Below are 19,353 nucleotides of genomic sequence, written 5' to 3'. Positions count from 1 at the left end.
CCCCCATAAACCGCTAATCCTGCAATCCAAAAGCCGCTATCCGCCTCAATCAACATGCCAGATCAACGGCTTGCGGATAGTTCACGGTCGACGAACCAGGCTTGACACTGCCGCCATCCAGGGTGGGCGGCTGATTGCCATCAGGATTCACCGATGAGCGGAGCAGGCTGCTCCGCCTGAAGCCGACCTGCTCCAAGGCATGTCGCGGCTTTGGCGCAACGACATGCTTAAGAACAAAGACTTAAAGCGCGTCGACTGACCCCGTCTCAACGCAATGCGTGGAGAAAAAAGGACCTGCCCGAGCAATGGGGTATCAGACCGGCGCCTTGCTGCGCACTTCCGACTTTTCCAGATAGTAGCTCGAGTATTTATCGAAGAATTTTTCCGAGCCGCCGAACGATCCGTATTTGGCCAGCTTCTTCAGATCGACCTTGTTCAGCACCGCGCCAACGATCTTGTTGGCGACATAGGGCTCGGATTCCAGCATCGACCTGACCATCGCGCGCGGCGTGCGGCCCCATTCGGTGACGAGCACAAAGCCGTCGACCAGCGGCGCGAAGGCCTTGGCGTCGACCACCGGTCCGAGTGGCGGCAGATCGACGACGATGTATTCGAACGTCTCCTTGGCGTTCTCGATGAAGCGCCGCATGCCGGCCGAGGAAAGAAGTTCGCTGGTATGCGAGAAGTTGCCGCGCAGCGCTGCCGGGATGATCGCCAGCTTCGTCTGCCTGTCGATCTTTCCGACGGACTGCCAGGTCTGGCCGCTGACCACCGCCTCCATCAAGCCTTGCTCGGCTTCCATGCCGAGGCCTCGGCTGAGGCCGGGATTGCGCAGGTCGCCGTCGATCAGCAGCGTCTTGGCGCCGTTGGCGGCAAGCAAGCCGGCGAGATTTGCCGCGATCGTCGACTTGCCCTCGCCGGGAAGCACCGAGATGACGCCGATGACGCGGCTGCCTTGCCCTTCCAACACGACGTCGAAGGCGATCTTGGCGCTGCGCAGCGTTTCGGAGAACATCGAGGCAGGCGAATCGATGCTGACCCGCATGCGCGCCCGCTTTTCCGCCGCCGACAGCGATTTGGCGATCTTGGTATCCATCTTGGTCTCGCCCGGCTTTTCTTCCTTGCCGAGCTTGCCGCCGATCGTCGGCAGATAGCCGAGGAATTTCAGGCCGACGCGGTCGCGCACATCCTCGCCCGTCCTGAAGAACCGTTCGTTGAACTCGTTCAGGCCGCCGAAGCCGGCGCCCATCAGCGTGCCAAGAACCAGCGAAAGTCCGAGCACGATAATCGTACGCGGGCTTGACGCGGTAAGCGGCATCGAGGCGTCCGAGATGATGCGGATCTTGCCGACAGGGAAGGACTGCTGCTGCGCGGCTTCCTCATAGCGGCCGAGGAATGTCTGATAGAGCGTGGTGAGTGCCGTCGCCTGCTGATCGAGTTCACGCAGCTTGACTTGCGTCTGGTTGTCGACGGAACTCTTGCCTTGTGCGGCCGCGACATTGGCCCTGAGCGCGGTCTCGCGCGCCTGCGCCACTTCATATTCGTTGCGATAGCTTTCGGTCAGTTGTTTCAGTTCGCCGAAAATTTGCGTCGATATGTCGGCCTTCTCCTTGGCGAGCGCCACCGCCTGCGGATGCTCGGGACCGAAATTCGCCTCGACATCCTGCAGCCGCTTGGCCACCGTCAGGTAACGGGTCTTGAGCGCCGCGATGACCGAGCTGCTCGGCTGGTCGCTCGATATGGCGGCATCCTTGAAGGCATTGTCGGAGCCGCTGTCGACAATCGCCTTGTACTGCTGGTAGCGGGCGCTGGCGCGCGCGGTGTCGGCCTGCGCGACGATGAGCTGGGCGTTGAGATCGGAGAGCTGCTTGTCGCTCATCAGCTGGCCATCGCTGTTGGCGGCAAGCCCGTGTTCGGCCCGGAATTTCTCGACCGCGAGCGAAGCTGCCTGGGAACTCTGGCGCAGTTCGGTCAACCGGCCCTGCAGCCAGACCGCCGCCCGCTCGGTGGCGTCGAAGCTGGCATCGAGCTGATCGGCGAGATAGGCATCGGCATAGGCCTTGGTGACCGCATTCGCCAGGGCCGGATCCGTCGCCTGATAGCCAAGCGAGATGACATAGCTTCGGCCGACGCGCTCTGCCTGCATCTCGTACTGCAGCTTGAGGATCGCGTAGTCGCGACGCGACGTCGCGATCAGCGCGTCGCGGGCGGCGGGATCGAGCTTGCTGATGTCGCCAACGCCCGGCATGGAAGGGCTGGGGCGGACATACTGGATCACGCTTCGGACAAAACCGACGCCCTTCGCCAGAGCCGATACGGGCGGATTCATAAACGCATCGTTCTGGTCGAGCTTCAGCTTGTCGACCACGACCGAGGCAAGCCGCGTCGAGGTCAGGATTTCGATCTGGCTCAGGATGGCGGAATCGGTCTGCATGGTTGTCGACGCCGCCGAGATATCGTCGACAATCTTGTTCAAGCCCTCGTCGATCAGCACGCTCGCGACCGACTGATATTTGGGCGGCGTCGTCTGCAAATAGAGCACGCCCAGGAAGAGACCGATGACAGCGCACACGGCAACCACCTTGGCCTGCCGCGCAGCCATGCCAAGCAGCCGCTCGATATCGATGAAGTCTTCGCCGTCTCCTGCGTCCGAATTCGGCAATGGCATCCTCTTGTCGAGAGGAAAGTTGGCATAATTCATCTTCGGTCCAATTCTAGAGCCGGTCCCATTCGACTGATCGCAATGGGCTCTATCTCACTGTTTAAGCATGATCTTTGCCGGAAACCGGGGGCCACTTTCCGGGATCATGCTTTGGCTTGCAGGCCCCTCGAAGATCGGGAGCATCGCCAGAATCGATGCACGCGTCGTGCCAGGCGGCGAGGGCCTGTCGGCCCCTCTTCGCCAGCCATCTGAAGATGCTCCCGAAAAATGGGCATTATGCGGCTTCTTCCTGGCGTTCATGCGACCGGACGAACTCCTGAAGCATCTCGAAAACCGGGCCCTTCATGTCGTCGCGCGCCAACGCGAAGGCGATATTGGCCTGGATGAACCCTTCCTTGGAACCGCAGTCGAACATGCGGCCCTTGAAAGGCTGGGCGAAGAAGGGCTGATCCGTCGACAGACGGACCATGGCGTCCGTCAGCTGGATCTCGTTGCCGGCGCCGCGCTGCTGATTGCCCAGAAGCGCGAAGATCTCGGGCTGCAGGATGTAGCGCCCGTTGATGTAGAAATTCGACGGCGCATTGGCCGGCGCCGGCTTTTCAACCATGGCCGTCACCTCGAAGCCGCCGCCGATTTCGGCGCCACGGCCAACGATGCCGTATTTGTTGGTCTCGCTCGGGTCACAACGCTCGACGGCGATGACATTGCCACCGGTGCGCTCATAAAGGTCGACGGTTTCGGCCAGGCATCCGCGCCCGCCGAAGGAGACCATGTCCGGCAGCAGCAAGGCGAAGGGCTCGTTGCCGATAACCTCGCGCGCGCACCAGACGGCATGGCCGAGGCCTTGCGGCGATTGCTGGCGGATGAAGCTGGTGGCACCGGCCACCGGCAAAAGGCTTTCCAGCGACTGCAATTGCGCCTTCTTGCCGGTCTGCTCCAGAGTTCCGATCAGTTCCGGATGCAGGTCGAAATAGTCCTCGATCACCGCCTTGTTGCGACCGGTCACGAACACGATGTGCTCGATGCCCGCCTCGAAAGCCTCATCCACCGCATATTGCACTACAGGCCTGTCGACGACGGGAAGCATTTCCTTCGGCATCGACTTGGTCGCCGGCAGGAACCGTGTTCCAAGCCCCGCCACCGGTATCACGGCCTTCCTGATTTTCTTCATCGCAAATTCCTTCTGAGGAGATCGACTTCAGTCCATTCGCAGGCCATGAAAAAACCCTCCATGTGCCTGCATCTTCACCTCCCCGCCCCAACGGCAAACTGTGCCGCCATTCTTCGGAACCGCACCGCGATCGGCATGCCCATATGCCTGACCGCCGCCGGGTCGCTGAGCGCTGTCCAGATCGCCTTTAGCGGGGACCGCGCCTTGATGTGCTGAACCATCGACAGGAACGACGCGGCCTTGCGCAGGCTGCGGCCGCGTCGAGCGAAGGCGGCCTGCGCGGCCTCATCCATCTGATGGGTTTGAGCGAACACCGCATCTGCCCTGAGCATCGCTTCGACGTGGTGAAGCTCGAGCACGCGCGAGATGGAGCCGCTGCGGATATGGTAGGCATAGCCGATATCAGGTTCGACCACGCATTTGCCGCCCTTGGCCAGGGCGCCGGCAAACAGGATGTAGTCTTCGCCGATCCTCAGTTTTTCATCATAACGAAGCTGGTTCTCGTTCAGGAACTCGCGCTGGAAGATCGGCTTGAGGTAGCCGAGATTGAACTTCGATTCGAAGACGACGTTGCCGGCGATGTAGGTGGCCAGCGAAATTTCGCGCAAGCCTTCCAGATAATGCCGCGGGAACATCGCGTCCTCGACGACACCGTCCTCACGAATGACTTGCAGATTGTCGACGGCCATCTGGGCACCTGCTTTTTCAGCACGAGCGATCATTGCGGCGAGCCGGCCGGGAAAGACCGCGTCATCGGAATCGAGAACCGCGATCCATCTGCCTCGGGCGGCATCGAGGCCTGCATTCCTGGCGCCGCCAGGGCCGCGATTGCTGGCCAGGGCGACGACGCGGACGATATCCTGCGGGTAGGCTCGCGCCACGTCGAGCGTCGCGTCGCGCGACTTGTCGTCGACAACGATGATTTCAACGCTGACGTTTTTTTGGGCGATGGCGCTGGCGATCGCCCGGTCGAGGGTCGCCTCGGCGTTGTAGGCGGCAATCACGAAGCTCACATCAGGCTGCACGCTTGCCCCCTTCCTGTGGCGAAGGCTGGCCGTAAAGGCGGATTTCGCGGATGCCGACAAGGCCACTGACGACGCCGACATGCATAATGCCGCGCAGCACGCTTCGGTTCCTGCGGACCGGACTGATGACGACCGGAAGTGCCGAAGCGAAGCAATAGAGGGCCTTTGCCGACGCCAGCCCGACCTGCTTGACCAGACCGATGCCGCTGGCGCTACTGCCCAGAAGATGGCCATGCGTCTGCCCAACGCGGAAGCGGCGGCGGCCGAGCCAGTCGAATGCCGCCCTTGAGCGCGGCACCACCTCGTCGACCCAGGCCTCGGGCGAAAAGGCGATACGGCCGCCGGCCTTGTGCATCTGGTCGAAGAATTCGGTGTCTTCGCCACCGGTCTGGCCGCGCGCCAGGCTGAAACGGCGGCCGCGCAGGCTGTCCGATCCCATCCGCAGCAGAACGTTGCAGGTGTAGCCGGTCTGGATCTCGCCGCGCACCCAGACGGGCAAGGTCGAATGGAAGTCGCCGCGCCGCATCCAGTCCGGTGCATCCTGGCGATAGAGCGCCCTGACAGGGCCGAGCACGGCGGCGGCACCGCTGGCTTCAGCCATCGCGACCAGTTCGGCGAGCCATGCAGGCGTGGCGGTCTCGTCGTCGTCGATGAAGGCGACGAAATCCGCCGTACTGGCGTCGAGGCAGGCGTTGCGAGCGATCGAAATGTTGCGCGCCGGGGCATGTTGATAGTGGATCGGCACCGTCAATTCCCGCGACAGCGCCGCCACCAGGTCGCGAGCGGTCGGGGTGTCGTCATTGTCGGCGACGATGATGCGGATATCGAATCCCGCCGGCATATCCATGGCGTCGAGCGAGCGCAGCGTGTCGGCCAGTTCCTGTCGCCGGAACGTGCAGACGCCGATGTCGATGCTGCGGTTCTTGGCCTGCATCGACATCACGCCACCCCGCGCCGCGAGCCGAGGCCGAGAAGCTGCAGCCAGAAGCCGACCGACCAGCCCAGATGCATGACCATCGCCGAAACGCCGGCAAGCGCGATATCCGCATTGCGCTGGCGGATGGCCGTCCACAGACCATAGCCCAGGCACACCGATGCCCAGATCAGCAACGGCACCGCCGCCAGCCAGTACACGAAAGACAAGACCGCCAGCAGCACGACCGGAAACACCAGCAGCGGCACCATCTGCCGGACTTTCGGGATGACGCGGTGCTTCAGCACGTTCTTGGCACGGCCGCGGCCATAGCCAAGATACTGGAAATAGAGGCCGGAGAGCGAGGCGCGCGGATAGTAGATCATCTGCGTCTTGCCGCTCATCCAAATCTTGTAGCCGGCTTGTCTCAGCCGGTAATCGAGTTCTGCATCTTCGTTGTGGCTGAACGTCTCGTCATAACCACCGACGGAACCGAAGGCCGATATCCGCATCAGCGCGTGATGGCCGTGGTCGATCCACTCTCCCCCCGAAAGGTGCCGATGCTTCGAGCCGCCGGTGCCGAGCTTGGAGTTCTGTGCCGCGGCGGCCGCCTTCTGCACGGTGCTGCTGCCGCTGGTCAGCATCGAAACGACAACCGAATCCGCTCCGGTGGCCAATGCCTCCTCGACCAGCCGGTCGCAATAGTCGTCGGGATAGCCGCCATGTGCATCGATGCGGATGAGATAGTCGGCACCCTCACCGAACGTGCCGACGGCGAGATTGATCGCCGCACTCTGGATGCGCCGCTCATTGTGAAGCAGGATAACGCGCTGGTCCTTCGCAACGATGTCCTGGACGATGGCCAGCGTGCCGTCGGTGCTGCCGCCATCGGCGACGATGATCCTGGCGTCAAGCCTGGCTGCAGCGGGTCGCAATTGATCGAGCAGCGCGCCGATATGGGCGGCTTCGTTCAGGCATGGGATGACGATCAGGCTGGATGATGTTTTCTCGGTCTGCGTCATCAGTCCATCTTGCCTCTGTCCATCTCTGGCCATCCTATGCCAATGCCTCGGCTGCAAAGGGGCCGGGCACTGCGGTCAGGCTGCGCAGCCGTTCGACAAGCGCCCGGCAATCGCTGCGATCGTAGCTCCAGGTCCTCGGATTGCGGGCCAGAACACGCCCCTTCAGCCTGGCGAAGCGATGCTCCTCCATCTTGCCTAGCGCAGCTTCGAGCGCCTCGGGCGACGCCTGCGGCAATAGCACGCCGATATCCTGCTGTTTGAGGAACCGCCCGGTCTCGGTGTTGCCCATCGAGATCGGCACGGCGCCGAAACGGCAGCCTTCATAGAGCCGGTTTGGCAGAAGCCATTCGGAGTTCTGCCCTGCTTCGAAAAAGTCGATCGCCCAGGAAAAATGGACGTCGTTATAAATCGCCGCCATGTCCTCCGGGTTGCGGTACGGCCCGCGAAACGACAGCCATGGTTCGGCTTCGACGAAGCCATGGAAATCCGGGAATTCGGACAAAGCCGGACGGCCGCGCAGCACGATCTCGAATCGTCCCTCCATGCGGCGGGAGAAATCGGCCAGCAGTTCGAGCGAACGGCGGCAGCGCAAGGCGCCGAACCAGCCGATCCGCCATGGCGGGCCGACCGGACTCTCCAAGGCCTCGGGGGCGCCGGGCAAGATCGCCGCGGCCTCGAAATACTTGTTTTCGACCAGCTCGATGGGTGCCGCGACCTGGCCGAACGGCTTGAAATAATTGGCGATGAAGGCCGGCGAACTGGTCACCAGCAGCTTCACATCCCTGGCCAGAAAGCGTTCCGTGGCGCGCAGCGCCTTGCCCAGGACATCGTTGCGCAGCACAAGGCGATGAATGTCGAGGCATTCGTATACGATCGGGACCGACGCACCGAAGGCTGACCGGGCGCGGCGGGCGAGCGCCAGCATTTCCAGGTTGCGCGCGATGATGAGATCGGGCCTCGGCATGCCGCCAAGCTTCGAGCCGATCGACAGAGCCGCCTTGGCGACCGCCGCGAGGCGCTGGCCGAATCGCCCGTCACGCGTCGCGCCAAGGTCGATCGGCCGCAATCCCTCGACATCCGCAATCGGATTCGTGGTGCGACGGAAGCCGGCCAAGGTGACCTGGGCCCCACCTGCCCTGAGCATCGTGATCCGCCGGCGCACGGCCGGGTCGGAAACGTCGTGCACAAGGTACAAGACATGCAGCATGAAACTCGACCGCTGTTGGCCCACCCGTGGGAATGCTAGTACACCTCTTGCTGCATCGCAACATTTTTGGTGCACCGATCCACGTTTTCTGTTGCACTGCAAAATTATTGTCGTAGTTTGTGGTCGGCGGCGGGCGTGGATTTTCGAGTTCGGAATCCGCGCAAAAAATCAGGAATCCTGAATTTGGAAGCCAATGCATTTGATCCGCCAGAAGGCTCTTTGCGCAAATCGGTTGGGCGCGGCGCAGTTGTCACGGCCATGGCGCAATCGGTGCGGGTCGCGACCCAGATCCTGTCCGTCATCGTGCTGTCGCGGCTGTTGTCGCCACAGGATTTCGGTGTCGTGGCGATGTGCGCGCCGGTGCTGGCCTTCATCGCGCTGTTCCAGGATTTCGGCCTGACCCAGGCGACAATCCAGAAAAGCGGCATCCGGCATGAGGAGGTGAACTACCTCTTCTGGATCAATGTCGCCGTCAGCGCGATCCTGGCCTGCGTGCTTGCCGGTGCCGCGCCGCTGGTCGCCGCCTTCTATGGCGAGCCGCGCGTAGCCGGCCTAGTGGCCGCATTTGGCTTGCAGATCATGGCCTATGGGCTGGGTGCGCAGCATCTGGCGCTCTTGACGCGCCGCATGCAGTTCGGCCGGCTGGCCGTCATCGACGTCGCCAGCGCCATCGCCGGGCTCGCGGTGTCGATCGCCTGGACCTTCATCGACCGCTCTTATTGGGCGCTGTTTGCCGGCACGCTGACCGGTGCCGTGCTGCCGACGCTCTGCTACTGGGCGAGCTCGCGCTGGCGTCCGGGCCTGCCGCGCAAGGTCGCCGGCATCAGCGAATTGATCAATTTCGGCGCCGGCATCACCGGCTTCAACTTCGCCAATTTCTTTGCCCGCAACCTCGACAACGTGCTGATCGGCAAATACTGGGGCGAGGCGCAGCTCGGCCTCTATGACCGCGCCTACAAGCTGCTTTTGTTTCCGCTGAGCCAGATCACCAATCCGCTGTCGAAGGTCATGGTTCCAGCGCTTTCCAGGCTGAAGGACGAGCCGGACCGCTACCGCAGCGCCTATCTGCGCGTCATGCCGCTGATCCTGCTGGTGGCGCTTCCCGGCGTCGCCTTCGCCACCGCGATGTCGGATGTACTGATCCCCTTCGTGCTCGGCGAGCAATGGCGCGCAAGCGCATCGATTTTCCTGGCACTCGGCTTTGCCGGACTGCTGCAGCCGCTCAACAATCCGGCGGGATGGCTTTTTGTCAGCCAGGGCCGCTCCGGCGATTTCATGCGCTGGGGCATCGTAACGGCGGTGACATCGGTGCTGGCCTTCATGCTCGGCCTGCCCTATGGCGCGCTGGGCGTGGCGATAGCCTACGCGATCAGCGAGTATCTGCGGACGCCGTTCCTGTGGCTCTATGTCGGCAAGAGCGGACCGCTGCAGGCGCACCATGTGCTTCGCGCGGCAATGCCGTTCGTGCTTGGCGCCCATCTGGCGCTGGCCGCGATCTGGTTCATCAAGCCGCTGCTGCCGCAGCAGCAAGTCGTTGCCCTGGCCAGCGGCGCCGTGCTCGCTTACCTCATCACCATCGTCATCGCACTGGCATTCGCCTCCGGTCGCGAAGCCCTGCGCGAGGCTTTCAAGATGCTGCCGGCAAGGCTGCCCGCGGCAGCGCCGCGCGAAGCGCAATAATTTGGGCGCTTTCGACAGCTACGGACATACCCTCCAGGACCAGGTCTGAACCCATGCACTACCGATCGATCTCCGATATGAACGACGCCATTGTCAGAGGCCTGCACCGGCTGCCGCGTGACATCGACCTGGTCGTCGGCGTTCCCAGAAGCGGCGTGCTGGCGGCAACGCTGGTCAGCCTTGCGGCCAACATTCCCATGACCGATCTCGACAGCTTCCTGTCTGGGCGGATCTACACATCGGGCGTCACCAAGCGCCGCGCCGCTCTCGACCGCAAGGTCTCCGAGATGCGCAAGGTGCTGGTGATTGACGACAGCGTCGCCGGCGGCAACGCTATGCGCGACGCACGCGCCCGCATAGAGACTGCCGGCATCAAGGCCGATTTCACCTTTGCCGCCGTATTCGGCCTGCAGCCGCAGCACCAGGAAACCGACCTCGTCTTCGAGGTCGTGCCGCATCCGCGCATGTTCCAATGGAACTTCATGCATCACAAATTCCTGGCGCAATGCTGCGTCGATATTGACGGCGTGCTGTGTCTCGATCCGACCGAGGCGGAAAACGACGACGGGCCGGCCTACGAGAAATTCCTCAGCGAAGCGCGGCCGCTCCATGTCGCGACCCACAAGATCGGCTGGTTGGTCACCAGCCGGCTGGAGAAATATCGCGCGCTCACCGAGGCATGGCTCGCCAAGCACGAAATCAGATACGACAAGCTGATCATGCTCGATCTGCCGAGCAAGGCGGAACGGCAACGGCTTGGCGCGCATGGCAGTTTCAAGGCAGATTTCTACCGCAAATCCGATGCGATCCTGTTCATCGAGAGCGAGCATGAACAAGCGCTGAGGATCACCGAACTGTCCGGCAAGCCAGTGCTGTGCGTCGAAACGCACATGGTCAGCTTTCCAGACACGCTGTCGCTGCCGGCACTCGGCCAGGCAGCTCGCAACCTGCCGGCAAGGCTGCGGCAGATCAACTCGCAAGAGGGCCGCAAGAGTACCGCCAAGACCATTGCCCGAGCTCTGCTGGGCGCCCGTGGTTACGAGACGCTGAAAAATCGCGTCAAACGCCTGGCTTGATCCAAAGCGCCTATGCGGCCTGCCGCGCGCGCTGCTGCACGGCCCTGTCGAGTATCGAGAAGAAGGTCATGAACTGGCGATCAGGATCGAGTTCCGGACGCCCGGCGAAGCTGCGCGCGAGCCCTGAGAGCCGGTCATATTCCTGGTTGTCGTTCCACAGCCGCCTGACGGCCGCGACCCAGTCGGCAAGTGGAGCATCATAGTCGAGCACCACGCCGCCCGAGCCGATCGCCTCGGGCAGGCCGCCGCGCCGCGAGCCGACAACGGGGATTCCGCTGCAATGGGCCTCCGACGCAACGCGGCCCCAGGCCTCTTCCCATTTGCTGGGAGCAAGCAGGATCTTGGTGCGGCCATAGACGGTCTTCATGTCGCTGGTGCGGCTCTCCAGCACGACATTGCCCGAGGGTGCGATCGCCTGCTCGATCCGCGTCCGATGATCGTCGTCCAGCTTCCAGCTTTCGACGAACAGGAAGGGGATTTCGCGGCAGGCGCCGGCGATGCGCACCGCAAGCTCAAATCCCTTTTCCTCATAGGGATTGATAAGCGTGACGAACTGGCCGGTCGTCGGCGTTGAGTAATGCGCCGGGTTGATGGTCGGCGGGATCACCGCCGCCTCGATGCCGAACTCTTGTCTGTAGGTGCGCGCAGTAAACTCGGAATTGGCGATGTAGACCGCCGAGTGCAATTCGCGCAGATCGCCGCCCAGTTCGTGGAACTCGACATTCCTGAGATAGACGACCAGAGGCACGCCTTCCGCCTGCAGCGCCTTGCCGATCGGAACCGATTTGTGACACTGGACGACGGCCACATCCGGCTTCAGCCTGTCGACCGCAAAGGCCGCCGCTTCCCAGGGAAACCAGGCCCGCACAACGGGATAGCCGGGATAGCTGTCGATGACCGCCGGCTGTCGCAGCAGCTTCATCTTGGCGCGCGCCTTGAAGCCGAAGACACCATCGCCGAACAAAGCGGCGAGCACAGCGGCTTCATGCCCATGTTCGATCAGCTGTTCAGCCAGATGGTGCGTGCTCGACTGCACGCCGCCACTGAACTCGGGTGGGTAGCCGTTGCCGCCTGCAAAAAGAACTTTCATGATCGGGCTCCTTGTCGCATCTCGTATTCTTCGCTCGGAGGCAACAGGCAAAGTCCGCCGCCTCGCTTCGACGTCAGGCAAGTTTCGGTGGCTCCAGATTCGCGAAGGGATTGGTGCAGGATTGCCAGCCGGTAAACCGGATCGGGTCGTTGGGCGAACTGCGCCAGGCATAGTCCGTCAGCATATGGAACTCGGCGATGACCCAGCGGTCGAAATGCGCCAGATCTTCCCGCTTCTGCTGGGGCAGCAGGCGGCGCGCGACGCCCAGTTTGAGCTCCTCCACCAGAGTAACGGCATCGCTCAGCTTCTGGCTTGGAAATATCCACGGATTGCGGTTGCGGAACTCCAGCACGAACTGCTGCAGGTGCTCGATGCGGATGTTCAGTCTGCCAAGGTATTTTTCGAGCGTGACGCGCACCAGATCCTCGTCCGAGAACGAGGAAACGGCGGCGTAGGCGACCCCTGTCGAAACCACTCCTCCGGCCATGACGGCCAGTGCCGAGCGTCTGGAAATTTCGATCATCCGATACCTCCTTTCACGCGATCCGGCTGGCCGCCCGCAAGGACAGCGCTGCCGCGGTCAGGCTCGGGTTGGCGCAGGAGCAGCTCGGATAGGTGCTGGTGCCGACGACGACCAGATTTCTGAGCTGGTGATGGATCATGCCGCTGTCGATCACCGAATCGGCCGGGCCGGTACCCATCCTCAGCGTCCCCTGAACATGCGATTCGGTCGGCCGAATGCCACGGTCGAAGAGCTTTTCGACCGGCAGCGGCGCTAAAAGGTCAGGCAATTTGTCCAGCGCGCGAGCCATGCCCTTGACCGCGTAGTCCGATGGCGCCTTGAAGCTGACGAAGGCATTCTCATCCGCGTCAAGCGTGACGAAATTCTCGGGGTCGAGCAGGTTTTCGGTGACCACGACAAGCGGCAGCGCCTGGCGCAGACGCCCTTTTTCCGCACGCATTCCGTGTTGCCAACGGTTCTCGAAATAGATCAGAGCCGCTGCGTGCTCCGATCGGTGCGGGCCGTCATAGAGGCCGAAATTCAAGCCGGTGGTGATGGTGCTGCCGTCGAAATTGTCGACGCCGTCGAGATAGACCTCGAAATTCCAGCCGTAGGATTCGTGCAGGCCGCGGCCCACGAATTCGCCGCCCAGACCGGACCGCAGCATGATCGCAGCACTCTGGATGGCATTCGCGCCAAGGATAAAAAGATCGCCGCTGGCCTGATATTCCTTGCCGCCATGCATGAACGTGACCGAACGGACCGCGCCGCCGACGTGATCGAGCCGGCGCACTTCCGCACCAAGGCAGACCGAAACATCGGGATGCTCGAAGACATGCATCAACCCGTTGTTGACGGTGAATTTCGCGTCGGCCGGACATAGCCAGCAGCGCAGATTGGCGCAGCACGAGGTGCGTTGTGAAGTCGGTATCCGTGCCCGCGCTGTCGGCATGACGAAGTGCTGGCCGGGCTGCGCCGCCTTCATCATCCGGTCCGGTGTCGACATGCGATGCGGCGGTTGCGGAAACGGCTTCGAGCGCGGCAGCATCGCCGCCATGTCGGGGTCGCCCGAGATCGACATGATGTCTTCGGCGTCGCAGTAGAACGGCTCGACATCGTCATAGCTGATCGGCCAGTCATTGCCGATGCCATAGGTGCTTTTCAGCCTGAAGTCATTGGGATGGAACCTTGGCGTCTGCGCGAACCAGCAGTTCGTCCCGCCACCCAGCCCGATCGTGTAGTTCCACGGCTTGTCGGAATTGGTCTTGTAGGTCGTCTCGTCTTCGATGTCGGTGTTGGCGTTCTGCTCGAGCTGCCATTCATGGGTGTTGTGGCGCCCCCACTCCAGCACCAGAATGCGTGCCTTTCGCCGCTTGGCGAACTCATGCAGGAAGAAGGCCGAACCGAAGCCGGAACCGATCGCGACGAGATCGAAATGATCCTTGGTGATTTTCTCTGGCTTTACGTCCAGCACCATCGGCTACAACTCCACACAGAAATACGCACTCGGCCCTGGCGCCCGTCGGCCGGACCGGTCCTGCATCCGTCTGTCCCGGCCCGATCTCACGCCGCCATTCTTCCGATCGAGTGATATTCGATGCCGTGACGGGCGATGACCTTGGGGTCATAGAGGTTGCGGCCGTCGAAGATGACCGGTGTGGTCAGTGCGTCCTTCACCGCATCGAAGGAGGGCGCACGGAAGTTCTTCCACTCGGTGGCGATCAACAGCGCGTCGGCGCCGCGCAGTGCCGCCTCCTTGGTGCCGCACAGAAGCAGATCGTCGCGCAGGCCGTAGATGGCCTGGCATTCCTGCATCGCCTCGGGATCATAGGCCTGGACATTGGCGCCGGCCTTCCACAGCGCTTCCATCAGGACGCGCGCCGGCGCCTCGCGCATGTCGTCGGTGTTGGGCTTGAAGGCCAGGCCCCACAGCGCGAAGGTCTTGCCTTTGAGATTGCCCTTGAAATAGCGGTCCACCTTGTCGAAGAGAACCGATTTCTGTGCGTTGTTGCGCTCCTCGACGGCGCGCAGCAGCTTGGCGTCGAACTTGACGCCTTCGGCGGTCTTGATCAGCGCCCGCACGTCCTTCGGGAAGCACGAGCCGCCATAACCAAGACCCGGATAGATGAAATGGTAGCCGATGCGCGGATCGCTGCCGATGCCCTTGCGGACCTCCTCGATGTCGGCGCCGAGCTGCTCGGCCAAATTGGCCATCTCGTTCATGAAGCTGATCTTGGTCGCCAGCATGCAATTGGCGGCATATTTGGTGAATTCGGCGCTGCGCACGTCCATCACGATCATCTTCTCGTGGTTGCGATTGAACGGCGCGTAGAGTTCGCGCATCACCGCCTCGGTGTCCTCGCTGTCGGTGCCGACGATGATGCGGTCCGGCTTCATGCAGTCGGCGACCGCGGACCCTTCCTTGAGGAATTCCGGATTGGAAGCGACGTCGAAGGCCAGATCCTCGCGGCCTCGTTTCTTCAGCGTTTCGGCGATCCTGGCCTTGACCTTCTCGCAGGTGCCGACCGGCACCGTTGACTTGCCGACGACGATCTTGGGTTTGTCCATCTCGCGACCGATGGTCTCGGCGACGGCCAGCACATATTTGAGATCGGCGGAGCCATCCTCGCCGGGTGGCGTGCCGACCGCGATCATCTGGATCTGGCCATGTCTGACGGCGGCGGCGGCATCGGTGGTGAACTTGATGCGGCCGGCCGCATGGTTCTCCTTGACGAGGTTTTCCAATCCGGGTTCGAAAATGGGAACCAGGCCCTGATTAAGCCGCTCGACCTTGGCGGCGTCGATGTCGACGCACACCACATGATGCCCGACTTCGGCAAGCACCGCCGCCTGCACGAGGCCGACATAGCCAATTCCAAACACCGTCAAGTTCATTCGGTTTCATTCCCATGCAAGGCAACGGACCACCTTCGGCCCGGCCAGTTCAAATCGACTTTCCCAACTACTTTACGCTGCATGCCAGCGATTCCGGAAATTGACAGGGTTCGCCCAAGGCCGTGAACGCGACGCGATCGATCTGCAGCGTGAGCTTGCGCCCAGGATCCGCGAACGCTCCCAACCAACCGGTCATCGTATCGCTGCCCCACAGGCTGAAGAAAATCTTCTGCGCATGGCTCGGCAATTTCGCCGGATCGGTGATCGTGTTGACCAACTCACCGTTGACGTACCAGCGCAAGCTGTCCTTCTGCCAGACGAAGGCGTAGTCGTTGAACGCATTCTGGGTGCCGCCCGGCACATCGACCAGCTTCTCGTTCTTGCCCTTGCCCGCGATATAGGCATTGACCTGCACCTTGGAGGTATCCTTGGTCAGGATTTCGAAGTCGATCTCATCCCAGGGCTGTTTGTCGGATGGACCGATATAGGAGAAGAACGCCGCGTTGAGGCCGGAGCCGGTGTCGGTCTTCAACCGGGCCTCATAGGTGCCGTAGCCGAAACGCTGCTTGGTCTGTATCTCGCCGCAGGCAAACTCACGGTCCTTCAGCTGCTGCTTCTCGAAGCCCAGCGACAGCACGCCGTCCGACAGGCTGACCTGTCCCTTCGACCAGGTGCAATTCTGATGGTTGCCATTGTTCCAGCCGTCGGAAACATACCAACGTGCACGATCGAAGCTTTTGAAATCGTCGACAAAGGACGGCGATGTCGGAATGTCCTGGGCATGGGAAGGGGTTGCCAGGAAACCGCCAAGAGCAGCCAGCAGCAACACACCGAGCGAACCCAGTCGCCGCCGGCCGGCTTGCCCGGTCTGCTGCGCGAACGACGGTGCGTCAAGTGTTGTCGTAGACCTAGGTTTCGGATTCGAATTCATACCAAACTCACCTTTGCGCTGTGCGTCCCCAACCCAAAAGTCGACGTTCGAACCGCTCCTGAGCGGGCAACCTTGACCTCTTTTGTGACCCTCCCGAATTGCTTTTCCTGCCTTGCATCAAATCCGTTGCAACAGTTCCGAGCCCTCACCTTCAACCCCTGCCGGCTCCCGCCGGCCTGGCGAATTCCGCCGTGGCGGCCGAATCGGCACTCTCGTCGAAGACGATATCCAGCGAATGACGAAGATCCTTCATCATGCCGTCCTGGCGCGACAGTGCCGCGATGCGGCGTTCGCAATTCAGGATCGACTGCGTCAGTGCGCTGACTTCGGATGACCGTTTGTCGGAGGCGGAGCCGTTTTCCATCGCCTCGACCAGGAAGGCGGCGTTGGTCGCCGTCGTCCGGTAGCGATTCTCGAGCCCGGCCCTCTCGGACTCGATCTCGGCCGCGATCTGCTCGAACAGCTTTGCCAGACGATCAAGACGTGAAACATCGGTCTGCCGGTCGCGGGCCGGATCCCTTGATCTGAAACCGAATATCGAGGCCATGAACTCAGATTCCTGTCATCGCCGGCTTGTGGGCCGGGCTTCTGGCCGATCCCCGCAGCCGGGGCTCAGAAAACTCGCGTCGCATTGTCCTGCTTCTCCCAGGGAGAGACATCAGACCAATCCGATCGGGGCCAGTTCGGCTGGTCGTCCAATTGCTGCACCGCAGCATAGACTGCCATCGTCGGGGCCGCGAGGCAACTACCCAATTCGTAAACTCATAAATCCGGCCGAAATGGTTTGCGTGATGCCGAAATGGCTTGTGTGCACCCTTACCGCTCCTTGCCCGTGCTGGTTCCGGCCATCAGAAAGCGCAGCGGCGGCACATGCTTTTGCCTGGAAGCAAGGCCGACACGGCGAAACAGCGCCTCAAGCTTGTCGGACGCCACACCCTGGACAATGGGGATGAGGTTGGATTGGCTGGCGAAAGCGTAAGCCGCGGCCGATGCCAGCCCCCGTTCGGACTTGACGTCGAGGAAATTGCGCAGCCGATATTTGTCGCGCACGTGCCGCTCATGTCGCCGCAGCACCGCTTTCGAGCCTTCCGGCAGGCTGTCGATCGCCAGCAGCGCCAGATCCGCATCGGCCAGACGCTTCAGATCCTGGGTCTTGTGGCGGCCGCTCAGCGAATCGGCGCGGACGATGGCGCCGTAGCCGCAGGAGCGAATGACCTTGAACCGCGCCCCGCGGGCGACCGCGCGGGCGTAGAGTTCATAGTCCTCACCCAGACGCAGGCTCTCGTCGTAGCGCAAGCCATGGCGGTCGAGGAAGGCACGGCTGATAACCGGTTTCAAAAAGCCCAGTTCGCCCCTTTGCACGCGGCGCCTGGAGATATTGCCTTCAACGAAGCGCTCGAAATCGAGGAACTCCGGATCGGCAGCAAATTCCGGCGCGACGATTTTCGTTGCATCGCCCGTCGCATCGTCCCTGATCAGCATGATGTTGTCGGCCGCGAAATCCCAATCGGCGCCGGCAAACAGGTTGCGAAACCGACCTTCGAGGAAAAAATCGTCGGCATCGAGAATGCTGATGAACGGCGATTTCGAGGCGCCGATCGCCGCGTTGCGGGCAGCGGAGGGGCCACGATTGACGTCGAAGCGCATCAACGTGAGCCGGCCGCTGCCGTCGTCGGCGGATCGCGCGACGTCAGCGGTGCCGTCGGTGGAGCCGTCATCGACGACGACGACCTCCGCCACTTCCGGTTCGCGCAACGCGGACGCGATGGCGACAGCGATCGTCGCCGTCGCGTTTTTTGCCGCGATGATCACGCAGACCTCGGATTTCGTCATCGACATGGATTTGCCTCTCGTACAGGTGATATCGATTTGCCCTCGCCCCGTACTCGTTCGATGCCCGATGGAATTGCCATCAGCGCCCAATCTGTCTCCATCAGCCATTGCCCGGCCGCTCAAAGATGCGGCGACTGATGTCGGCGGACGCCGCCCAGCCGGCTTCGGCCAGATAGCGGACCGGCGCGCGGCCGCACAGTTCCCACAGCACCGTTCGCCGCTGTGGCCACCGCAGCGACGGCTGCCATGGCGCGATGACCATGCTGAGCAGATCCTCATTGCCGATGCGCGACAGGATTCGTTTCGCCCGCTCCGACAGCAGCGTGCCGGCACCGCCGAGCAGCACATCGGCGGCGCGCAGGCCAAGCAGCAGCGTGTCATCCAGTCCCTGCGCGGTTGCGGCATCGAGCACATGCTGCTGATCCGCCTCGTCAAGGCGGCTGGCGCTGGCTTGAACGTCGCAGACATAGCCCGCACAGGGTTCCCGGTTGAAAAGCGCCTTGGCGACGCTGATGCAGGACAAAAGCAAAGTATCGGCTGCCGAGGTGAACGGCACCGTCGCCCCGGCGATCTCGACCTGTCGTTTGCGCCGCAGAAACCCGTCCGCGTCGCGCGGGCTCGGCGAGCCGGGCTGCTGGAGGCGGTAGTGAAGATCGACCGTGGACGGCCTCGGCCCGTCGCCGCGGGTCATGTGTTGTTCGCCGAGGAAGCGGACCCACCAGACGGAACGCGACTTGCCTGATACCTCGTAGCCGATCGTGCGAAGCGCATCACGCGCCCTGAAAAACCCGACGGGCGAAACCAGAATGTCGACATCGCCCGAAGGCTTCATGAAGTGGTCGCCGTAGAGCAGCTGTTGCTGGTACGGGCCCTTCAGGAAGACGAAATCGATCTCGCCGGCGTGCAGCACGTCATGGATCGCCATCGAATCCATGATGCAGGACGCGTTCATCGAAACCGTCCTCCTGCGGTAGGTGTCGAGCCACTCGAAAAGCTCGGGCGGCCTCTCATGCGCAGGTGCGCGCGCTAGGGCCTTGAGGACAAAGGTCGCGACCTTGTTCAGCCTGGCAATGTCGGCAATTTTGGCGCAGCCAAGGCCAGGCATCGACACGTCGCCGGCGGCGGCGTGCGGCCCGGCGAAATACAACCGCAGGCAGGCCTGCACATAGGCCACCTCGTCGGCACAGTCGGCGGCGCGCAATCGTTCGTATGAACCATCCGGCAAGGCCATTTAGCGCACAGTCTCCCAAAGAAAGCGGTTTGCGCGACGCTTATGCTGCAAGTGCGAAGCAAGCATCACCAAAAACCTTGATGCCGTAAAGCCTTTCCTTTTGCAGTGCGGAATT

At 62.3% G+C, this 19,353-nt stretch carries 16 protein-coding genes; 2 read left to right on the top strand and 14 right to left on the bottom strand.

The genetic code is table 11. The annotated features are described in order from the left end of the window. Positions 1–313 precede the first annotated feature (313 nt). The 6 genes from NKI38_RS21115 to NKI38_RS21090 all read right to left on the bottom strand — a co-directional run bounded on the left by NKI38_RS21115 (position 314) and on the right by NKI38_RS21090 (position 8,000). Positions 314–2,701, bottom strand: a complete 2,388-nt coding sequence (locus NKI38_RS21115) for a polysaccharide biosynthesis tyrosine autokinase (RefSeq protein ID WP_352660196.1) — start codon at positions 2,699–2,701, stop codon at positions 314–316. 235 nt (positions 2,702–2,936) lie between these two features. Next, positions 2,937–3,833, bottom strand: a complete 897-nt coding sequence (locus NKI38_RS21110) for a UTP--glucose-1-phosphate uridylyltransferase (protein WP_352628149.1) — start codon at positions 3,831–3,833, stop codon at positions 2,937–2,939. Positions 3,834–3,907: 74 nt separating this feature from the next. Continuing rightward, positions 3,908–4,858 carry a glycosyltransferase family 2 protein gene (locus NKI38_RS21105; protein ID WP_352660195.1) on the bottom strand — a complete coding sequence of 317 codons (951 nt, stop codon included), beginning with the start codon at positions 4,856–4,858 and terminating at the stop codon, positions 3,908–3,910. After that, positions 4,848–5,798 carry a glycosyltransferase family 2 protein gene (locus NKI38_RS21100; RefSeq protein WP_352660193.1) on the bottom strand — a complete coding sequence of 317 codons (951 nt, stop codon included), beginning with the start codon at positions 5,796–5,798 and terminating at the stop codon, positions 4,848–4,850. The genes NKI38_RS21105 and NKI38_RS21100 overlap by 11 nt, the downstream gene beginning before the upstream one ends. Then, the gene (locus NKI38_RS21095; RefSeq protein WP_352660191.1) at positions 5,798–6,793 is read right to left on the bottom strand and encodes a glycosyltransferase family 2 protein; all 996 of its coding nucleotides are present in this window, start codon (positions 6,791–6,793) and stop codon (positions 5,798–5,800) included. Before NKI38_RS21095 ends, NKI38_RS21100 begins: the two co-directional genes overlap by 1 nt. Before the next feature lie 34 nt (positions 6,794–6,827). After that, positions 6,828–8,000, bottom strand: a complete 1,173-nt coding sequence (locus NKI38_RS21090; protein WP_352660189.1) for a glycosyltransferase — start codon at positions 7,998–8,000, stop codon at positions 6,828–6,830. Between the two features lie 183 nt (positions 8,001–8,183). Between NKI38_RS21090 and NKI38_RS21085 the strand changes: the two genes are divergently transcribed. Together NKI38_RS21085 and NKI38_RS21080 are read left to right on the top strand one after the other, a co-directional pair. Next, the gene (locus NKI38_RS21085; RefSeq protein WP_352660187.1) at positions 8,184–9,680 is read left to right on the top strand and encodes a lipopolysaccharide biosynthesis protein; all 1,497 of its coding nucleotides are present in this window, start codon (positions 8,184–8,186) and stop codon (positions 9,678–9,680) included. A gap of 53 nt (positions 9,681–9,733) precedes the next feature. Continuing rightward, the gene (locus NKI38_RS21080; RefSeq protein ID WP_352660185.1) at positions 9,734–10,756 is read left to right on the top strand and encodes a phosphoribosyltransferase family protein; all 1,023 of its coding nucleotides are present in this window, start codon (positions 9,734–9,736) and stop codon (positions 10,754–10,756) included. 10 nt (positions 10,757–10,766) lie between these two features. Here the strand turns inward: NKI38_RS21080 and NKI38_RS21075 are convergent, their stop codons facing one another. From NKI38_RS21075 to NKI38_RS21040, 8 genes are all read right to left on the bottom strand, one after another. Continuing rightward, positions 10,767–11,846 carry a glycosyltransferase gene (locus tag NKI38_RS21075; RefSeq protein ID WP_352660183.1) on the bottom strand — a complete coding sequence of 360 codons (1,080 nt, stop codon included), beginning with the start codon at positions 11,844–11,846 and terminating at the stop codon, positions 10,767–10,769. Between the two features lie 73 nt (positions 11,847–11,919). Then, positions 11,920–12,369, bottom strand: coding sequence for a hypothetical protein (locus tag NKI38_RS21070; RefSeq protein ID WP_352660181.1), 450 nt, complete (start codon positions 12,367–12,369; stop codon positions 11,920–11,922). Between the two features lie 13 nt (positions 12,370–12,382). Further along, entirely contained in the window at positions 12,383–13,825 is a 1,443-nt protein-coding gene (locus tag NKI38_RS21065) for a GMC oxidoreductase (RefSeq protein WP_352660180.1), read from the bottom strand. An 86-nt stretch (positions 13,826–13,911) separates the two neighbouring features. Next, positions 13,912–15,243 carry a UDP-glucose dehydrogenase family protein gene (locus tag NKI38_RS21060; protein ID WP_352660179.1) on the bottom strand — a complete coding sequence of 444 codons (1,332 nt, stop codon included), beginning with the start codon at positions 15,241–15,243 and terminating at the stop codon, positions 13,912–13,914. A 67-nt stretch (positions 15,244–15,310) separates the two neighbouring features. Next, positions 15,311–16,174 (bottom strand): endo-1,3-1,4-beta-glycanase ExoK, encoded by an 864-nt coding sequence (exoK, locus tag NKI38_RS21055; RefSeq protein ID WP_352660178.1) that lies wholly within the window; start codon positions 16,172–16,174, stop codon positions 15,311–15,313. Positions 16,175–16,325: 151 nt separating this feature from the next. Further along, complete coding sequence (locus NKI38_RS21050; protein ID WP_352660176.1) at positions 16,326–16,721, bottom strand: hypothetical protein; 396 nt, start codon at positions 16,719–16,721, stop codon at positions 16,326–16,328. A gap of 269 nt (positions 16,722–16,990) precedes the next feature. Continuing rightward, the gene (locus NKI38_RS21045; protein WP_352660174.1) at positions 16,991–18,013 is read right to left on the bottom strand and encodes a glycosyltransferase family 2 protein; all 1,023 of its coding nucleotides are present in this window, start codon (positions 18,011–18,013) and stop codon (positions 16,991–16,993) included. A gap of 94 nt (positions 18,014–18,107) precedes the next feature. After that, positions 18,108–19,238, bottom strand: a complete 1,131-nt coding sequence (locus NKI38_RS21040) for a nucleotidyltransferase family protein (RefSeq protein ID WP_352660172.1) — start codon at positions 19,236–19,238, stop codon at positions 18,108–18,110. Positions 19,239–19,353: the final 115 nt, after the last annotated feature.

It is taken from the genome of Mesorhizobium sp. M0621, assembly GCF_040320745.1.
In the GTDB taxonomy this organism is placed as follows: Bacteria; Pseudomonadota; Alphaproteobacteria; order Rhizobiales; family Rhizobiaceae; genus Mesorhizobium.
Note: the sequence above shows the minus strand (reverse complement) of the source record. Positions and strands in the feature narration are given on the sequence as shown.